General features: G+C 75.8%; 17 protein-coding genes. 7 read left to right on the plus strand and 10 right to left on the minus strand.

From position 1 onward, the window contains the following. Positions 1-2: 2 nt before the first annotated feature. The 5 genes from AQJ11_RS14960 to AQJ11_RS14980 form a co-directional block, all read right to left on the minus strand. Positions 3-581 carry a hydrogenase maturation protease gene (locus tag AQJ11_RS14960; RefSeq protein WP_014670588.1) on the minus strand — a complete coding sequence of 193 codons (579 nt, stop codon included), beginning with the start codon at positions 579-581 and terminating at the stop codon, positions 3-5. Next, positions 578-2,287, minus strand: a complete 1,710-nt coding sequence (locus tag AQJ11_RS14965; RefSeq protein WP_059263370.1) for a hydrogenase maturation protein — start codon at positions 2,285-2,287, stop codon at positions 578-580. The genes AQJ11_RS14960 and AQJ11_RS14965 overlap by 4 nt, the downstream gene beginning before the upstream one ends. A 66-nt stretch (positions 2,288-2,353) precedes the next feature. After that, positions 2,354-2,722, minus strand: a complete 369-nt coding sequence (locus AQJ11_RS14970) for a hypothetical protein (RefSeq protein ID WP_014670590.1) — start codon at positions 2,720-2,722, stop codon at positions 2,354-2,356. A 119-nt stretch (positions 2,723-2,841) separates the two neighbouring features. Continuing rightward, positions 2,842-3,366 carry a hypothetical protein gene (locus AQJ11_RS14975; protein ID WP_014670591.1) on the minus strand — a complete coding sequence of 175 codons (525 nt, stop codon included), beginning with the start codon at positions 3,364-3,366 and terminating at the stop codon, positions 2,842-2,844. Between the two features lie 141 nt (positions 3,367-3,507). Continuing rightward, positions 3,508-4,767, minus strand: coding sequence for an FAD-dependent oxidoreductase (locus AQJ11_RS14980; protein WP_014670592.1), 1,260 nt, complete (start codon positions 4,765-4,767; stop codon positions 3,508-3,510). 157 nt (positions 4,768-4,924) lie between these two features. Between AQJ11_RS14980 and AQJ11_RS14985 the strand changes: the two genes are divergently transcribed. From AQJ11_RS14985 to AQJ11_RS15000, 4 genes are all read left to right on the plus strand, one after another. Continuing rightward, positions 4,925-5,416 (plus strand): DUF1360 domain-containing protein, encoded by a 492-nt coding sequence (locus AQJ11_RS14985; RefSeq protein ID WP_014670593.1) that lies wholly within the window; start codon positions 4,925-4,927, stop codon positions 5,414-5,416. A 122-nt stretch (positions 5,417-5,538) separates the two neighbouring features. Then, positions 5,539-5,973, plus strand: coding sequence for a DUF2267 domain-containing protein (locus tag AQJ11_RS14990; protein WP_059263371.1), 435 nt, complete (start codon positions 5,539-5,541; stop codon positions 5,971-5,973). A gap of 263 nt (positions 5,974-6,236) precedes the next feature. After that, positions 6,237-6,695, plus strand: coding sequence for an ANTAR domain-containing protein (locus AQJ11_RS14995; RefSeq protein ID WP_059263372.1), 459 nt, complete (start codon positions 6,237-6,239; stop codon positions 6,693-6,695). Between the two features lie 146 nt (positions 6,696-6,841). Next, complete coding sequence (locus tag AQJ11_RS15000) at positions 6,842-8,017, plus strand: AI-2E family transporter (protein WP_059263373.1); 1,176 nt, start codon at positions 6,842-6,844, stop codon at positions 8,015-8,017. Between the two features lie 58 nt (positions 8,018-8,075). On the opposite strand, the gene AQJ11_RS15005 is transcribed toward AQJ11_RS15000, so the two are convergent. Then, the gene (locus tag AQJ11_RS15005) at positions 8,076-8,633 is read right to left on the minus strand and encodes a TetR/AcrR family transcriptional regulator (RefSeq protein ID WP_014670597.1); all 558 of its coding nucleotides are present in this window, start codon (positions 8,631-8,633) and stop codon (positions 8,076-8,078) included. Between the two features lie 88 nt (positions 8,634-8,721). On the opposite strand from AQJ11_RS15005, the gene AQJ11_RS15010 reads away from it, so the two are divergent. Continuing rightward, entirely contained in the window at positions 8,722-9,879 is a 1,158-nt protein-coding gene (locus tag AQJ11_RS15010) for an FAD-dependent monooxygenase (protein ID WP_059263374.1), read from the plus strand. Between the two features lie 72 nt (positions 9,880-9,951). Here the strand turns inward: AQJ11_RS15010 and AQJ11_RS15015 are convergent, their stop codons facing one another. Then, complete coding sequence (locus AQJ11_RS15015; RefSeq protein ID WP_059263375.1) at positions 9,952-10,500, minus strand: hypothetical protein; 549 nt, start codon at positions 10,498-10,500, stop codon at positions 9,952-9,954. A gap of 40 nt (positions 10,501-10,540) precedes the next feature. Then, positions 10,541-10,939 (minus strand): ArsR/SmtB family transcription factor, encoded by a 399-nt coding sequence (locus AQJ11_RS15020; protein ID WP_063609134.1) that lies wholly within the window; start codon positions 10,937-10,939, stop codon positions 10,541-10,543. A gap of 99 nt (positions 10,940-11,038) precedes the next feature. Here AQJ11_RS15020 and AQJ11_RS15025 point away from each other — a divergent pair, with 99 nt between their 5' ends. Together AQJ11_RS15025 and AQJ11_RS15030 are read left to right on the plus strand one after the other, a co-directional pair. After that, on the plus strand, positions 11,039-13,126 hold the full coding sequence (locus AQJ11_RS15025; RefSeq protein WP_059263376.1) for a heavy metal translocating P-type ATPase: 2,088 nt from the start codon (positions 11,039-11,041) through the stop codon (positions 13,124-13,126). Between the two features lie 124 nt (positions 13,127-13,250). Further along, entirely contained in the window at positions 13,251-14,357 is a 1,107-nt protein-coding gene (locus tag AQJ11_RS15030) for an FUSC family protein (protein ID WP_059263377.1), read from the plus strand. 62 nt (positions 14,358-14,419) lie between these two features. Here the strand turns inward: AQJ11_RS15030 and AQJ11_RS15035 are convergent, their stop codons facing one another. Next, entirely contained in the window at positions 14,420-14,935 is a 516-nt protein-coding gene (locus tag AQJ11_RS15035) for an MOSC domain-containing protein (RefSeq protein ID WP_059263378.1), read from the minus strand. A 63-nt stretch (positions 14,936-14,998) separates the two neighbouring features. After that, complete coding sequence (locus tag AQJ11_RS15040) at positions 14,999-15,895, minus strand: lysozyme (protein ID WP_398780304.1); 897 nt, start codon at positions 15,893-15,895, stop codon at positions 14,999-15,001. Positions 15,896-15,952: the final 57 nt, after the last annotated feature.

The raw sequence follows: 15,952 nt of genomic DNA on the forward strand, positions 1-15,952 counted from the left end.
TCTCACCGATCTTCGGTCGCGCCGGGCGCCGTGCCGGGCAGCGCAGCCGGGTGCGGGGTCCCGGATTCCACCGGGCAGCCCAACGGGGGCAGGGGGCCGGCGGGGTCGGTGAGGAGGGCGGGGACGAGCGCGTGCAGCGCGTCGACGGCCCGGTCGACGGCTTCCCGCACCGGCGCGCTGAGACCGGGGAGGAGGTCGTCGTCGCCCGGCAGGACGCCGGGTTCGCAGGCGAGGACGAGGATCCGGGGCAGGGGCTCGTCACCCAGGTGGGCGGCCAGGGCCAGCACCTTCGCCGGGTCCATGCCGTGGGCCTCGGGCGCGACGGTCCCGTCGGGGGGTGCGGCCTCGATCAGGGAGAGGGTGCCGGGGCGGTGCCCGCGCGGGGCCGCGTCGACGAGGACGGCGGTGGCGCAGCCGGACAGCAGGTCGTAGGCGAGGTCCAGGCCGCGGATGCCGTAGTCGTGGACCCGTGCGCCGGGCGGCAGCGGGCGCTGTTCCAGGGCGCGGATCACCTCGGGGCCGAAGGCGTCGTCGGCGAGGAAGATGTTGCCGACGCCGGCCACCAGGAGGCGCGGCGTCACCGGGTGCCTCCGGCGGCCTGGGCGAGGGGCCGGGCGGAGCCGCCCGGTGTCTTGCGGACGAAGGCCGAACGCAGGGCGTGGTAGGGGGCCCCGGGGTCGAAGAAGAGGGCGTGCATGCGGGCCAGTTCCGCCTCCCGGTAGCGGGCGAGGGGCCGTTCCCGCTCGTCGGCGGCGCGGGCCGCCGCCTTGGCGGCGATCCGCCGGTCCAGGTCCGGGGCGGCGGCGAGCCCGGTCGCCAGTCGCTCGACCTCGGCGGTGAAGTCCCGCGGCGCGGCCGGCACCAGCCGGTCCACGAGGCCGAGCCGTGCGGCGGTCGCGGCGCTGACCGGCAGGGCCCGTGTCGTCAGCCGCTCGGCCTCGTCCGGGCCGACGCGGCGCGGCAGGGTGTACGTCCAGAACTCGGAGCCGTACAGGCCCATGCGCCGGTAGTGCGGGTTGAGGACGACGCCGGTGCGGCACCACACCTGGTCGGCGGCGAGGGCCAGCATGGCGCCGCCGGCCGCCGCGTTGCCGCCGAGCGCGGCGACCACCAGCCGGTCGGTGGTGCGCAGCACGGCCTCCACGAGGTCGTCCATGGCGTTGAGGTTGGCCCAGGACTCCTGGGCCGGGTCGGGGGCCGCCTCGACGACGTTCAGGTGGATGCCGTTGGAGAAGAAGTCGCGGGTGCCGCCGAGGACGAGGACGCGGGTGGGGCGGGTGAGCGCCTCGGTGTAGGCGGCGAGCAGTCTGCGGCACTGGTCGGTGCTCATCGCGCCGCCCGGGAAGGAGAAGGCGAGGAAGCCGGTGTCGCCGTGCTGCCGGTAGCGGATGTCGGTCCAGGTGCGCCGGCCGGGCGGGAGGTCCAGTGGCGCGGGGACCTCCGGGAGGGCGGGGCCGGGCCGGTACCCGGCGAGGACCGAGGCGGCCGGGCGGCGGAAGGGCGCCGGGTCGCCGGAGTTCCTGCGGGGGCGCAGTTCCGGGATCCAGACCGCGCCGTCGCGGGTGGCCCGGCAGACGGCGCCCGCGCGCTGGGCCAGCAGGGCGCCGGGACGGCCGCGCAGTTCGTCCTCGGGGTGCCCGCCGTGCAGGAACACCTCGTGGCCGAGGAGTTCGTCCAGGACGCCGGGCTGGGAGTCGGCGCCGCGGAGCTTGCGCAGGACCGTGTCGGTGTCGTCGTGCTCCCAGTCGATCCGCCGCCGCTCCTGCCGGAAGGTGTCGCGCCAGACGACGGTGACCGACGCGTCGGTCTGCGGCAGGGGCTTGTACGCGCCGTCGGCGTAGCGCCGTACGGCCGTCAGGACGGCGGTGACGGCGGCGTCGGAGGCCTCGTTGCGGTAGAGGTCGCTCTTGCCGACCGGTGCTACGGGGAACGGCTCGGCCGCCCAGACCGGGCCCGCGTCCATCGCCGCCTCGGCCTGGAGCACGGTCACGCCCCACTGCTCCGCCCCGTCGGCGATGGCCCAGTCCAGCGAGGACGGGCCCCGGTCACCCGGCGGGCCGGGGTGCACGATCAGGCAGGTGTGCTCCCGCCACACGTCCTCGGGCAGGGCCGTCCTGAGCATCGGCGCGATGATCAGGTCGGGGCGCAGCTCGCGCACGGCGGCCCGGACCGGGTCGGGGCCGTGCGCGGCGAGCACGACGTCCAGCCGGTGCCCGAGGTCCGACAGTTCGGCGTACAGGCGCTGGGAGAGGCTGTTGAACGCGCTGGCGACGAGCAGAATGTCCATGACACGGCATGGTCGTCGCTCGTCCGGGTGCCGGGAAGGACCGCTGCGGCGTTTCGCCGGCCCCGCTCAGGTCTCTTCCTCCATCCGGATGGCGTTCCGCAGGTCCTCGAAGGCCTGGCTCCGGTTGTCCTGGTGCGCTTCCAGCAGGGCGGCGGCGATCGCGTCGAGCTTGCGCTGGATCGCGTGTTCGGCGCGCATCTCGGAGTTCTTCAGCAGGGCCAGGAGCAGCAGGGCGACCGCCGTCATGGACTCGCCCGCGAGGAGCAGCACCTCAAGCGGCAGATGGGCGACGTGGGAGGCCACGAAGAAGCTGACGAGGAGCAGGCAGAACAGGAAGAACAGCGGTGAGCTGGTGAAGTTCGAGGCGTATTCGGCGAGCTGCTCGAACCGGCCGCGGCGCGGGCCGCCGCGTTGGACGGGGTTCTTGAAGGTCATGGCCGGGCCCTTCCCGCGACGGGCGGCTCCCGCGTCGGCTGCGCGAGTACCCCGGTGCGGGGCGTACGACACGGGGCCCGGCCGGTGCCGTGCGGTGCCGGTGAGCCGGCCCCGCCGGGTCAGGCCGCGAGGGTCTCCCCGGGGGCGAGGCGGTCCACGAGCTGGTCGTGGTGCAGCTCGGCCACCGGCCACAGCAGGTCGGGGTGGCGCAGCAGGGCCGCCGCGCCGCGGTCGCCGTCGTCGGGGGCGAGCAGCCGGCGGAACTCGGTCGGCGTCGCGGCGTGCTCGCTCCCGTCGAGTGCGGCGACGGCCAGCTCGGCCAGCTCGGGGTCGGTGAGCAGGGCGGCGGCCCAGCTGGCCACGACCTCGTCCACCCAGGTGCGCCAGGCCCAGTCCTCGGCCGGGTGCTCGCCGGTCCGCTCGGCGCCGGCGATCCAGTCGAGGCGGGCCGCGCCTCCGGGGCCGGCCATGGTGACGAGGCCGGCGTCGATCGCCGTGGGGTACCGCAGCCAGGCGGCGACCGTCACCGCCTGCCGGGCCTGCGCCTCGCAGAGCGCGGAGGCCAGCGCGCCGCCGCACGGCGGGTAGGCGACCGTCAGCCAGCGTGCCGTCGCGGCTATCAGGGGGGACAGATCAGTGAGCACAGCCGGGCCGTCCGAGGTGCGAGGGGGTACAGGGCTCCCCGCAACGGTAGCCCCGCGCCGGGCACGGCCGGGAGGGGGTGCGTACCAGGTCATATGTGACGTGACCCACTCACCGGGAGATCCCGCTCGCGCCCCACGCGCTCACCCGGTGCGTCCGCCCGCCGTCGGCCGGCGCACCGCCTCGCTCGGCGGGCGCTCCCGGAGGGCGCCGTAGGCGATGAAGTAGGCGGGGAGGCGGCGTAGCCACGGCGCGTCGCCGAGCAGGCCCGCGAGGCGCTGGGCCCGCTGCGCGCCGCCCAGGGGCGGCCGGCCGCTCAGGACCGGCGCGATGACGCGGGCGTGGGCCGCCCGTTGCAGCGCCTGGGTGACGACCGTGGTGGGACGGCGGCGGCGCTGCACACCGCGTACGTCACGCAGCCCCACGGTGCCCCGGCGCAGGGGCCCGACCAGGTGGCGGGCGGTGGCCACGGCGTCCTGCACGGCGAGGTTGATCCCGATGCCGAAGACCGGGGACATGGCGTGCGCGGCGTCGCCAATGCACAGCAGACCGGGGCGGTGCCAGCGGCGCAGCCGGTCCAGGTGCACGTCGAGGAGCTTGACGTCGTCCCAGGAGCGCAGGGTGTGCGTCCGGTCGGCGGTCCAGGGGACGGCCTCGGCGAAGGCGGCGAGGAAGCGGTCCAGGCCGGCGGCGCGGCGCTCGGCGTCGGTGCCCTTGGGGATGAGCGCGGCGCACTGCCAGTAGTCACCGCGGTCGATCATCGCGGTGAGGAAGCCCTCACCGGTGCCGCCGACGAGCCCGCTCGGGTCGCCTTCGCGCCGCGGCAGGCGGAACCACCAGGCGTCCATCGGGCAGGCGAAGTGGCGCAGGCCCAGTTCCGGCAGGGCGCGGGCCAGTGATCCGCGTCCGTCGCAGGCGACGGTGAGGAGAGCGCGCAGTTCGCCGGTGCGGCCGTCGGAGCCGCGGTAGCGCACCCCGGTGACCCGTCCGGACTCGACGATGAAGGAGGTGGCCTCCGTGTTCGTCCTCAGCTCGAAGGACGGCTCGCGGCGGGCCTGGTCGGCGAGGAGGTCGAGCAGGTCCCACTGGGGCACCATCGCCACGTAGTTGTGCGGGCCGGGCAGCGCGGAGAGGTCGGCCACGGTGACCGGCGAGCGGCCGGCGCCCAGCGGCAGCTGGACGGTGCGGACCCGGCGCTGCGGCAGCCGGGCGAACTCCCCGGCCAGACCGAGGTCGTCCAGCAGCGCCAGGGTCGACGGGTGGACCGTGTCACCGCGGAAGTCGCGCAGGAAGTCGGCGTGCTTCTCCAGCACGGTCACCGCGATCCCGGCCCGGGCCAGCAGCAGGGCGAGCACCATGCCCGCGGGGCCGCCCCCCACGACACAGCAGGTGGTCTTTTCCATGGCGGTTCTGCCCTTCCTCGTCGAGAGCAGTAATTCATCAGGTGATGAATACGATACTCCCCGCGGACCGGCACGTCACGTGTCGGCGCGGCGGCCCAGGGAACTCGTCGCGCGCCCTGACCAGGGCGCGGGACGCACCGCGAGGCTGGGAGGTCGCATGGCCACGGACACCGCACGCTACGACGACCAGGGCGAGGTCCCCCTGGGGGGCTATGCCGCCCTCGCCGCCGTGTTCCTGGCGGGCACCGGCACCTTCGCACTGCTCGCCCGGCGCCGGGGCGTCCGTCTGCCGCAGCAGGTGCCGCCCTGGGACGTCGCGCTGCTGGGCGCCGCCGCGTACAAGACGTCGCGGGTCCTGGCCAAGGACAAGATCACCAGCTTTCTGCGGGCGCCGTTCACCCGGCGCGCGGACGAGGGCGAGGCGAGCGAGGTCATGGACGAGCCCCGCGGCGACGGCCTCCGGCGCGCGGTCGGTGACCTGGTGTCGTGCCCGTTCTGCGTCGCCGCCTGGACCACCGGGGCGCTGGTGTGCTCCTACGCGGCGTCGCCCCGGCTCACCCGGCTGGTGTGCGGGGGCTGCGGCGCGCTGACCGTGGCGGACTGGCTCCAGTACGCGTGGACGTGGACCCAGCGGACCACGGAGAGCTGAGGCCGGACGGAGGCGGTGACGGCCGCTCGTGGTCCGGCGGGTACGGGGTACTCGCCCGGTGCCGCTACGCCGGGGGACGGGCGGGCGTACCGTCGGCACTTCGTGCGGAAGGGACCGGTCTCATGCGGCACGACGAGATGATCGGAAAGGTGCAGGCGCTGGCCCAGCTGCCCGACCGGGGGACGGCCGAGCGGGCCGCCCACGCGGTCGTGGCCACGCTGGCGGAACGGCTGCCGGCCGGGCTGGCCCGGCATGTGGCCGCCCAGCTGCCGCCGGACATGGCGGCGGCCATGCGGGAGGCGGTCGACGCGTCCGCCGGGCCGGACTCCGGTACGTCGGCCGAGCGGTTCGGACTGACGGCGTTCGCCGGACGCGTGGCCGTCCGGGCCGGCACCGACGAGGAGACGGCGCTGCGGGAGGCCGCCGCCGTGATGGAGGTACTCGACGCGGCCCTCGCCCCGGAGCTGACCGAGCGGATGGACGGGGCGCTGCCGGCCGACATCCGCGAGCTGCTGCCGGTGGAGCGCGCGGTCCAGGACACCGGGAGGTCGGACTGACGCAGACACCGGAGCAGTCGCAGGCGGGTCGGCGGGGTGCCGGGATCACAGTGGGTGGGGGGCAGCGGGCTGACGGGGAACCGGGCGCGTGAGGGTCCGGGCCCACGGCCGTCGGGGCGGCGCCGGGCGACGGGTGTCCTGGGCCGGGTGCGCCGCACCACGCGCACAGCGTGACCGGGGTGCGCCGGGCTGGTTCAATTCGTGTGCAAGCGCCCACCGGGGGCAGGCGTAGCAGTGACGCCCCCCACCCGAAAAGGTGCTCCATGGCCTTCTTCGCCCTCTCCCGGCACCAGCCGCTGGTCCTGCTCTCGGCCACCGAGCTGGCGTCGGAGTACCACCGGTTGCAGGAAGAGAACCGGCAGCTGCAACGCGCCGTGACCTCGCACGCCGTGATCGACCAGGCGATCGGCGCCGTCGTCGTCCTCGGGCGGATAGCCCCGGAGGAGGCCTGGCGTGCGCTGCGGGACGTCTCCCAGCGCACGAACGTCAAGCTGCGCAGGGTCGCGGAGCACATCCTGGCCTACGCCCAGGGCGGCATGCTTCCCGAAGCGGAACGGATCGAGCTCGGGAAGGCGATCGTCCGCTACCGCCGGAGCGAGGAGCCCCTGGCGCTCGGCGACGGCCTGCCCGCCCCGGCCGGCGGTGCCGTGCACGACGGGCCGCCCGGAGCCGCGCCGGCCACCGGACCCCAACCCGGTCCAGCCCGTACCGCGGCGGACTGAGCACCGCGGGCAGCGCGAGCGCGAGCCCTCCCACCGCGGCCCCCGGGTGCGTTCGGCGCGCCCCTTCCGCGTCCTGTGCTTACGGTGCTGTGGAGGTGACCGGCTGTGAGCGGGGAGCCTCTCAGGGCGGAGCGGAGGTGGGAGCGGTGGTGGGCGACGCGCGCCGGCGGGTGGCCCGGCCGGGCGGCGGGCGCCGGGCCGGGCGCGCGGTGCCGGGCAGCCGCCCGGCGTACTCCGTGCGGCTGCCGTCCGCGCCCCGCCCGGAGCCGCCGGTGCCGCCGGCCGAGCGGACGGTGCCGTGGCTGCGGGTCGCCGCGGCCTACGCCTGGCGGCTGATCCTCGTCGGGGCCGCCGTCTACGGCGTCTTCAGCCTCCTCGGCAGCTTCCAGCTCATCGCCGTCGCGCTGTTCCTCGCGCTGGTCGTGACGTCCGTACTGCGCCCGCCGACCGATCTGCTGAGCCGGTTCCTGCCGAGGCCGCTGAGCGTGGCGATCGCGCTGGTGGGCAGTCTGGTGCTGCTGCTGGGCCTGCTGGCGCTGGTGGGCGGCGCGGTGGCGGGCGAGTCCGCCCGGCTGGCGGACGAGTTCCGGGGCGGTGTCCACCGTATCGAGGAGTGGCTGCACCGGCCGCCGTTCCGGCTCGGCGCCGACGCGTTCGCCGGGCTCCAGCGCCAGGTGACGCACTACGTCTCCACCCACCGGGCGGCCCTGCTCAGCAGCGCGGTCAGCGAGCTGGGCCGGGTGGTGGAGCTGGTCACCGGCGCCGCGCTGGCGCTGTTCGCCTCGGTCTTCTTCCTGCACTCGGGCGAGCACCTGTGGAGCTGGGCGCGGGACGAGTTGCTGCCGAGCGGTGCCCGCCCGGTGTGGGACCGGGCGGGACGGGCGGCCTGGCGGACCTTCGCGGGATACACGCGCGGCATCATCATCGTGGCCGCCACCAACGCCGTCCTGGTGGGGGTGGTCCTGCTGGCGCTGCGGGTGCCGCTCGCGCTGCCGCTGACCCTCCTGGAGTTCTTCGCGGCGTTCGTGCCGCTGGTGGGCTCGCCGGTGGCGCTGGGGGTCGCCACGGTCGTCGCGCTCGCCGGGCGGGGCCCGCTGACGGCGGTGGGCGTGCTGGTGCTGATCGTGGTGATCGGCCAGTTGGAGGGGCATGTGCTGCATCCGCTGGTGATGAGCTGGGCGGTGCGGCTGCATCCGCTCGTCGTGGCCGTGTCGGTCATCGCGGGCAGCATCGTCGCCGGGGTGATCGGCGCCGTCGTCGCGGTCCCGCTGGTCTCGGTCGTCTGGGCGGTCCTGCGGGCGCTGCGCGCGGTGCCTCCGTGACGTGACGGGCCCCCGCGCGGTGAGCGCCGGAGAAGGTCCGGCGCCGTCGTCGTACGGCTCAGCGCAGCGCGCCCGCGACCAGGCCGCGGATCTCCTCCTCCCGGACGCTCCCGCCGTGCACCAGGCGGTCGAAGACCAGCCCGTCCACGCAGGTCAGCAGGGTCACCGTGCGCTCCTCCGGGTCCGCGACGCCCTGCGCGGCGAGGAAGGCGCGCACGACCCGCCGCCCCTGGTTCTCGCGCGGCACGAGGATCTCGCGCAGTTCCGGGTGGTGCGCGCTCTCGACGGCGCAGGCGTAGCGGGCGAGGGAGCGCCGGCGCCCCTCGCCGGTGAGCCGTTGCGCGACCAGCGCGGCGATGCCGGCCGTCAGTTCGTCGGCGGTCCGCGGTACGGGCGTGGCGGCGCCCCTCTCCTCCAGCTCCGCCTGGTCCAGCGCGACCAGGCGCCGGACCAGTGCGGTGAGGAGGGCCTGCCGGGTGCGGTAGTACGCGGAGGTGGTGCCGGGCGGGAGCCGGGCGGCGCGGTCCACGGCGCGATGCGTCAGCCCGCGCATGCCGCTGTCGGCGAGCACGGTGATCGCCGTGTCGGCGAGGAGAGTACGTCGGTCTGTGGCCACCCCCTCTTTCTACACCCGCCTTCTACATCCGTAGAACAGCGCGCTAGGGTGCTTCTACAGATGTAGAAACCCACGGGAGGGGGCCGGCATGGGCGGCACTGCGGTGGTGGTCGGGGGCGGTATCGGCGGGCTGGCCGCGGCACTGGGCCTGCGCCGGATCGGCTGGGAGGTCCGGGTGGTGGAGCGGGCCGCCGTCCTGGCCGACGCGGGCGCGGGCATCTCGCTGCACGCCAACGGACTGCGCGCGCTGGACGCGGTGGGCGTCGGCGCGGCGGTCCGGGCGGCGGCGCGCCCGCAGTACACCGGGGGTACGCGCACCCCGGCGGGCCGGTGGCTGTCGCGCATGGACGGCGCCCTGCTGGAGCGCGAGCTGGGCTCCCCCATCGTCGGCATCCCGCGCGCGGTCCTGCACCGGCTGCTGCGCTCGGCGCTGCCCGAGGAGTGCCTGCTCGTCGGCGCGACCGTGGACACGCTCGACCTCTCGGCCCCCGGCCGGGTGGGCGTCCCGGCCGGGGACGATGTCCTGGAGGCCGACCTGGTCGTCGCGGCGGACGGCGTGCACAGCCGGCTGCGCGGGCAGTTGTTCCCGGACCATCCCGGTCCGGTGTACGCCGGATCGACGGTGCTGCGGGCCCTGACCGAAGGCCCGCTGGAGGTGGCCACCGACTTCGAGCTGACCTGGGGCGCGGGGGCCGAGTTCGGGCACATCGCGTTCACCGACGGCCGCGCCGAGTGGCACGCGGTACTCAACGCGCCGCCCGGGGTCCGCCACGCCGACCCGCTCGGCATGCTCCGCCACCGCTTCCGCGACTGGCACGACCCGGTCCCCGCGCTGCTGGCCGCCACCCGGCCCGAGGCCGTGCTGCACCACGACATCCACGAACTGGCCACGCCCTTGCCGTCGTTCACCGCGGGACGGGTGGCACTGCTGGGCGACGCGGCGCACGCCATGACCCCGCACCTCGGCCAGGGCGCCTGCCAGGCCCTGGAGGACGCGGTCACCCTGGCCGCCGCGCTGGCCGGGGAGGCCTCGGTCGGCGCGGCGCTGGCCCGGTACGACGCCGAGCGCCGCCCCCGCGCCCAGGCGGTCGCCCGAGCCGCCCGGCAGGCCGGCCGGCTCGGCCAGCAACTGTCCCACCCCCTGGCCGTGGCCCTGCGCGACACGGGACTGCGCCTGGCCCCGTCCCGGGCGACGATGCGGGCGATCCTGCGCCACGCCGACTGGACGCCGCCGAGCCTGGGGTGACGGGCAGCCCCCCTCGTCCCGGGTCGGACAGCAGGCCCACCCGCACGCCGATCCCGGCACCGGTTCGGCCGGTCAGGTCCCGGTCCGCTCGGCCTTCGCGCGGGCGATGGCCGCGCCGGCGGGGTTGCGGGTGCTGATCCGGGCCAGCGGGGTGCCGTCCGGGTCGGCCAGGTACAGCCAGTGGACGGTGGGGCCGTGGCTGTTCTGGCCGTAGGACGTGGTCTCCGTGCGCTCGGTGACGGCGAGTTCGGGCCAGGCGAGGGCGTGGGTGCGGGCCAGGCCCACGGTCACGACGACGCCCCCGGCGAACACGTGGAGCCGGGTGTCCCGGTGGGTGAGCCGGCCCTCGACGAGGAAGCCCGCCACGGGGAGGGCGACCGCCAGGACGAGGAGGCCTGCGGCGACGGCCTTCACCCCGGGGCCGTAGGGGCCGGTCGAGAGGCCGGCGCCGAGGATCAGACAGAGCAGCGCGGGCATCAGCGACACGCAGCCCAGACCGGTGATCCGGCTCCCGATGCGCTGGGTGTGCGCCCGCTCGCCCCATCCGTGTGCGGCGGCGGCCCGTTCCGCCCGGCGCAGCGCCTCCTCGTCCGCTTCGGCGCTCCGTGTCCCCCAGCCCATCGCCCGACTCCCCCTCCCGCGGAGACCTTCCGGTGAACCCCTAACGCGCGGTGCCGGACGGCGCCTCCTGCGGCAGGCCGGCGTCCGCGCCGTCGCTCAGGCCGAGCCGCAGGTGCTCGATGTGGTAGACGGCCTGGTCGAGGAGCTCGGCGACATGGCCGTCGTACAGGGCGTAGATCACCGAGCGGCCCTGGCGGCGGCCGACGACCAGGCCGAGGTTGCGCAGCAAGCGCAACTGGTGCGAGCACGCGGACTGTTCCATGCCGACCTCGGCGGCGAGTTCGGTGGCCGCGCACGGGCCCTCGCGCAGCCGGGACAGGATCAGGAGCCGGGACGGGGTGGCGAGGGCCTGGAGCGTGGTCGCCACGCGCGTGGCGCTGTCCGCGTCCAGGCGTGTACGGGGAACCGCCGTCCGCGCGGGAGTTGCTCCATGGCCCATGGCAGTCATCATACAGACGACACTTGAAAGGTTCTTCATATGTACGTGTATGGTGGGCCTCGCTGCCCGTCGCCCACCCCGCCGAAGGGTTCCCCCGCCATGCCCTCCGTCCTCGCCGACCGCCGCCCCCTCCCCACCGGGGCCGCCCGTGCCGAGCCCGCCGCGCCCCGGCGCCGCACCCGGGTCCTCGCACTGCCCGAGGCCCGCTGGGCGGCGGCGGCCACGGTGCTGTTCCTGCTCGCCCTGCCCCTCCAGCTCACCGGCGCGCCCGGCTGGGCCTGGGGCGTGCCGTACGCGCTCGCCTACGCGGCCGGCGGCTGGGAGCCCGCGCGCGCGGGGCTGCGGGCGCTGGCCGACAGGACCCTGGACGTCGACCTGCTGATGATCGTGGCGGCGCTCGGCGCGGCGGCCGTCGGCCAGGTGATGGACGGCGCCCTGCTGATCGTCATCTTCGCCACCTCCGGGGCGCTGGAGGCGCTGGCCACCGCCCGGACCGCCGACTCGGTGCGCGGCCTGCTCGACCTCGCCCCCGCCACCGCGACCCGGCTGCGCGCGGACGGCACCGAGGAGACGGTCGCCCCGGCGGACCTCACCGTCGGCGACACCGTGCTGGTGCGGCCCGGGGAGCGGATCGGCGCCGACGGCCGGGTGCTGGACGGGACGAGCGAGGTCGACCAGGCCACCATCACCGGTGAACCGCTGCCCGTCGCCAAGGAGCCCGGCGACGAGGTGTACGCCGGCACCCTCAACGGCACCGGCGCGCTGCGGGTGCGGGTCGGCCGGGACGCCGCCGACTCGGTGATCGCCCGGATCGTGCGCATGGTGGAGGAGGCGTCCGGGACCAAGGCGCCGACCCAGCTCTTCATCGAGAAGGTCGAACAGCGCTACTCCCTCGGCATGGTCGCCGCGACGCTCGCCGTGTTCGCGGTGCCGCTCGCCTTCGGCGCCGCGCTGACCGGGTCGCTGCTGCGGGCCATGACCTTCATGATCGTCGCCTCGCCGTGCGCGGTGGTGCTCGCGACCATGCCGCCGCTGCTGTCGGCGATCGCCAACGCGGGCCGGCACGGGGTGCTGGTCAAGTCGGCGGTGGTGATGGAACGCCTCGGGCAGGTGGACGCGGTGGCGCTGGACAAGACGGGCACCCTGACCGAGGGCACGCCGCGGGTGACGGACGTCGTACCGCTGCCCGGTGCCGGTCTCGGCGAGCGAGAACTGCTCACGCTCGCGGCGGCGGCCGAGCATCCGAGCGAGCACCCGCTGGCCCGGGCCGTGGTGGACGCCGCGCGCGCCCGTGACCTCGCCCTCCCGACCGCCCACGGCTTCCGGTCCGCACCGGGCGTCGGCGTCACCGCCACGGTCCAGGACCGCACGGTCGCGGTGGGCGCGCCGGCCCGTCTACTGAACGGGACGAGCGAGACGCCGGACGACGGCACGCCGACCGGGCCGTCGCACGCGGTCGGGTACGGCTCCCCCGCCGCCGCTTCCCCGGTCACCACCCGGCAGGCGCCCGACCGCGCCGCCGCGTCCCTCGTCGCGCGGCTCGAAACCGATGGCCGTACCGCCGTGCTGGTCGTGGTGGACGGTGTTCCGGCCGGGGTGCTCGGGGTCGCGGACCGGCTGCGGCCGGACGCCGCCGCCACCGTCGCCGCGCTCACCGCGCTGACCGGGAGCCGCCCGACGCTGCTGACCGGGGACAACGCGCGCGCCGCCGCCCGGCTGGCCGGCGAGGTCGGCATCCCCGACGTCCGGGCCGGATTGCTGCCCGAGGACAAGGTGGCCGCCGTGCGGGAGCGGCAGGACGCCGGCCGCCGGGTGCTGGTCGTCGGGGACGGCGTCAACGACGCGCCCGCGCTGGCCGCCGCGCACACCGGTGTCGCGATGGGCCGCGCCGGTTCCGATCTGGCGCTGGAGACCGCCGACGCGGTGATCGTGCGCGACGAACTGGCCGCGGTGCCCGCCGTCGTCGCCCTCTCCCGCCGCGCCCGCCGCCTGGTCGTGCAGAACCTCGTCATCGCGGCGGTGTTCATCTCCGGCCTGGTCGTCTGGGACCTCGCGGGCACGCTGCCGCTGCCGCTGGGCGTCCTCGGCCATGAGGGTTCCACGGTCCTCGTCGGCCTGAACGGGCTGCGCCTGCTGCGCGAGGCCGCCTGGAGCGAGGCGGCGCGGACGGCCCCGGACCCCACCTGACCCCGTGCAGCCGGACCCCACCCCCTCACCACTTCCGGTCCCGGTGGCATGAGCCGGCGCCAACGGTGGCACCCGAGGCGCCGTGCGTGGGATACGACTGACCTGGCAAGGAGTACGGCGTGACGTGGCGGGCGCGGTGGATGCGGTGCGGCGGGCCTGCGCGGGACCGTGCCGGGAACGGGACCTGGCCGTCCAGGCGGTGAAGGCGGCGCTTGCCGCGTGGGTGGCGTGGGCGGTGGCGGGCTGGTGGCTGCGGGCGCCGGTCGCGTTCGTCGCGCCGTGGGTCGCGGTCGTCCTGGTGGAGTCGACCGTGTACCGGTCGATCGCGCACGGCCTGCAACAGCTCGCGGCGATCGCGGCCGGCACGGTCGCGGCGACCGCGGTCGGACTGCTCGTGCACAGCACCGTGGCCGCGATGGCCGTGGTGCTCCCCCTGGCGATGCTGCTGGGCCAGTGGCGCCGGCTGGGCAGCCAGGGCATCTACGCGGCCACGGGCGCCCTGTTCGTCCTCACCAACGGCTCGGTCACCGTCGCCACCTCCACGGCCCGGCTCACCGAGGCCCTGTTCGGGGCGGTGGTCGGCATCGCCGTCAACGCGCTGGTCCGGCCGCCGCTGTACCTGCGCGACACCCGTGCCGTGCTGCGGGACGCGACCGAGGAGGCCCACGACATCCTGCGGGACGTGGCCGACGGACTGGCCGACAGCCGCTGGGACGCGGAGGAGGCCGACGCCTGGCACCAGCGGGCGCTGCGGCTGCACGAACTGGTCGAGCGGGCCCGCTCGGCGGTCGAGTGGAGCCGGGAGAGCCTGCGCGTCAACCTGCGAGGGCGCCGCAAGCCGGCCCTGCCGCTGCCCGGCAAGGAGTACGACGACGCGCTGGTGGTGCTGGACTACGCGGCCGTGCACACCGCGGGGGTGACCCGCACGGTGCTGGAGGCCGCCGCCGAGGACCGCTCGGCGCCCCGGCCGCACCCGGGGCTCGCGAAGCGGTACGCGCAGTTCCTGTGCGAGACCGCCCGTGCGCTGCGGCTCTACAGCCACAGCCGGTTCGGCGACGAGTGCGAGGACGAACTGCGCGAGGCGGTGGCGCGGCTGCGCGGCACGCTCGGCGACCTGCGCCGGGACCTGGTCCGCTCCACGACGGACGACCCCGACGAGGTCGCCACCTACGGCGCGCTGCTCGCCCAGGCCCACCGGCTGGCCGACCAGTTGGCCGCCTCGGGCAGGTGAGCGCGGCCCCGGTAAGTCGCCGCCCCGGCGTCCCTCCCCAGGGCCGCACCCGGTCGTCGTGCTCATGCGCCGGGCGCCGTCTCCCCTGGTTCGCACACCCCGAACACGGCCGGACCCACGGTGAGGACGCCGTCGGTGAGCGGGCGGCAGCGCACTCCCCCGCCGCCGCGCAGGGCGCGCTGGGCGCCGGGCCCGAGGGTGGTGTTCATCCAGGCGCAGGGCCGCGCGGCGCTGCGCACCTCCAGTTCGACCGGTCCGGAACCGGAGTCGAGGAAGACGGTCCTGCCGATGCAGGCGTCGATGTCGACCCCGCGCAGCAGGACGTTGCGCCGGGTCCGCAGCAGGTCGGCCGGGTACGGCCCCGGCTGCGGCAGCCGCTCGGCGGCCATGAGGGTGATCGACGCGTTGCGGTGGGCGGGGTGGTTGAAGTACCGGTCCCCGACGATGCCGAGGCCCGCGCGGACCTCGGCCGTCGTCACGAGTTCGCCGGGCGGCAGCTCGGGCAGGCCGTCGCCCGGCCGGCCCGCGAGGCGGTGCACCGGGGACACCAGCAACTGGAGTATCTCGACATGCGGCACGCGTCGAGCCTAACCAGCGCCGGCCCGTGCCCGGTGCCCGGCGGTCCGGCCGTCGCTCGGGGATCAGGACCGTGACACCGTCCCGGCGCCGGGTGTCCGCAGCGCCTCCGCGTCCGGTGCGTCACCGGTGGCGAACTCCCGCAGCCTGTCCCGGGAGCCGTTGAAGCGGTCGTGGTCGCCGACCGTCGGGCCGCTGGAGGTGTACTGCCACATCGTGTACGACGTCCAGCCGGCCGGCAGCGGCCCGGCCGTCGAGGCGTACCGGGCGATCCACAGCGGATTGGTCCCGCCGAAGCCGGCGTAGTCGCCGGTGCACTCGATCCACCAGTTGGTCGCCGTGTAGATGACCGCGTCCCGGCCGGTGCGGGACTTGTAGCGCTCCAGGAAGTCCCGGATCCAGCCGACCATGCCGCTCTTGGACTTGCCGTAGCAGGAGTCGCCGTACGGGTTCCACTCCATGTCGAGGGCGCCGGGGAGGGTCTGGGCGTCGTTCGACCAGCCGCCGCCGTGCTCCACGAACCAGTCGGCCTGGGCGGCGCCGCCGGCCGTGTCCGGGGTGGCGAAGTGGTAGGCGCCGCGGACCATGCCGACGTCGAACGAGCCGTCGTACTGCTGGGCGAAGTAGGGGTTGGTGTAGGACGTGCCCTCGGTGGCCTTGGTGTACGCCCACTTGGTGCCGTCGTTCCACAGCGTCGGCCAGTCGACGTCGCGTTGGTGGCTGGAGACGTCCACTCCCTCCGTCTGGGAGGCGCGGGGACCCGGGGGCGGATCGCCGGACTCGCCGTCGTGGGCGAGGACGCCGATGCCCATGTAGGCGCTGCCGCGCTCGGGCGCGCCCCCGGTCGCGTCGGACGCGGCCGGGGGACCGGACAGGAACAGCAGCAGGCAGGTCAGGGTGCCGGTGAGGCACGGGCGGGACCGGCCGCGGGAGCGGAATATGGGGATTCGCACGGAATCCATCCGACCCGGGGCCGGCCCCCCGCGCACTCCGGGCTGCGCCCAACGAGGCTGTCCACG

Origin of the sequence: Streptomyces corchorusii, from assembly GCF_001514055.1 — a bacterium.
GTDB classification, from domain to species: Bacteria; Actinomycetota; Actinomycetes; order Streptomycetales; family Streptomycetaceae; genus Streptomyces; species Streptomyces olivaceoviridis.